The sequence below is a fragment of the Rhizobium vallis genome (assembly GCF_003985155.1).
In the GTDB taxonomy this organism is placed as follows: Bacteria; Pseudomonadota; Alphaproteobacteria; order Rhizobiales; family Rhizobiaceae; genus Rhizobium; species Rhizobium vallis.
Map to the genome: position 1 here is coordinate 1 of NZ_ML133743.1, position 1,066 is coordinate 1,066.

Here is a 1,066-nt window from a genome sequence, read left to right on the forward strand (position 1 = left end):
AGGCTCTAGTTGTGAGCTTTCGGGAGGTTGTCCATTCAAAGCGGATTTAGGAGACTGGAGCTATCACACCTCGAGTCGGAAGGATCGCCGCGAATGAACATTCATAAGAATGCCCGACTGACGCCGTTGCGCCGGGAACAAATGGCGCTTGCTGTTATCGAAGGGCATCTGACCCAGGCTCAGGCAGCACAGGCCTATGGCGTCGCGGCCAAGATCGTCGCCCGTTGGGTCGAGCGTTTCAAGGCCGGTGGTCGAGAGGCGATGCTCGATCGTTCCTCCCGACCTCATGCCATGCCCCGGCAGACCAGTCAGGCGCTGGCGGAGCGCATCATCACGCTTCGCCGCCAGCGCCTGACTGGCAAGCACATCGCGATCGAAACCGGTGTATCTGCAGCGACGGTGAGCCGGGTTCTCAAGCGCGCAGGCCTCTCCCGCCTCAAGGATATCGAGCCGGCCGAGCCTGTGCGTCGTCATGAACGCCAGGCTCCCGGCGAGATGATTCATATCGACATCAAGAAGCTCGGCCGGTTTCATGAGGTCGGCCACCGCATCACCGGCGATCGCACTCGCCAGAGTTCGCGCAGAGGCAAGAGTTGGGGCGCCGGTTGGGAATGCGTTCATGTGGCCATCGACGATGCCTCTCGCATCGCTTTCTCACAGATATCGCCGGACGAGACGAAAGAAAGCGCCGTGGCCTTCTTGAAGGCGGCATTGGCCTATTATGCCAGCCTCGGGATCGCGGTCGAGCGCGTCATGACCGACAATGGTCCCTGCTACACATCAAAGCCATTCGGCCAAGCTTGTCGCGACAACGGCCTCAAGCACGTTCGCACCAGACCATATACGCCTAAAACCAACGGAAAGGCCGAACGCTTCATCCAGACCGCCCTCAGAGAGTGGGCCTACGCCGTCGCCTATCCCAACTCGGACATGCGCGCCGCCGAACTGCCACGATGGCTTCATCGCTACAATTGGCACAGGCCTCACGGAAGTCTAAACTCAAAACCACCAATCACTAGGCTCGCTCTTACCCAGGACAACCTGTTGAGGCTCCACATCTAGTCGC

General features: G+C 59.8%; 1 protein-coding gene. It reads left to right on the top strand.

What is annotated here, in order from left to right; translation table 11 throughout:
- The first annotated feature begins 93 nt into the window (after window positions 1–93).
- Window positions 94–1,062 carry an IS481-like element ISRel2 family transposase gene (locus tag EFQ99_RS34840; protein WP_011053284.1) on the top strand — a complete coding sequence of 323 codons (969 nt, stop codon included), beginning with the start codon at window positions 94–96 and terminating at the stop codon, window positions 1,060–1,062.
- Window positions 1,063–1,066 lie beyond the last annotated feature (4 nt).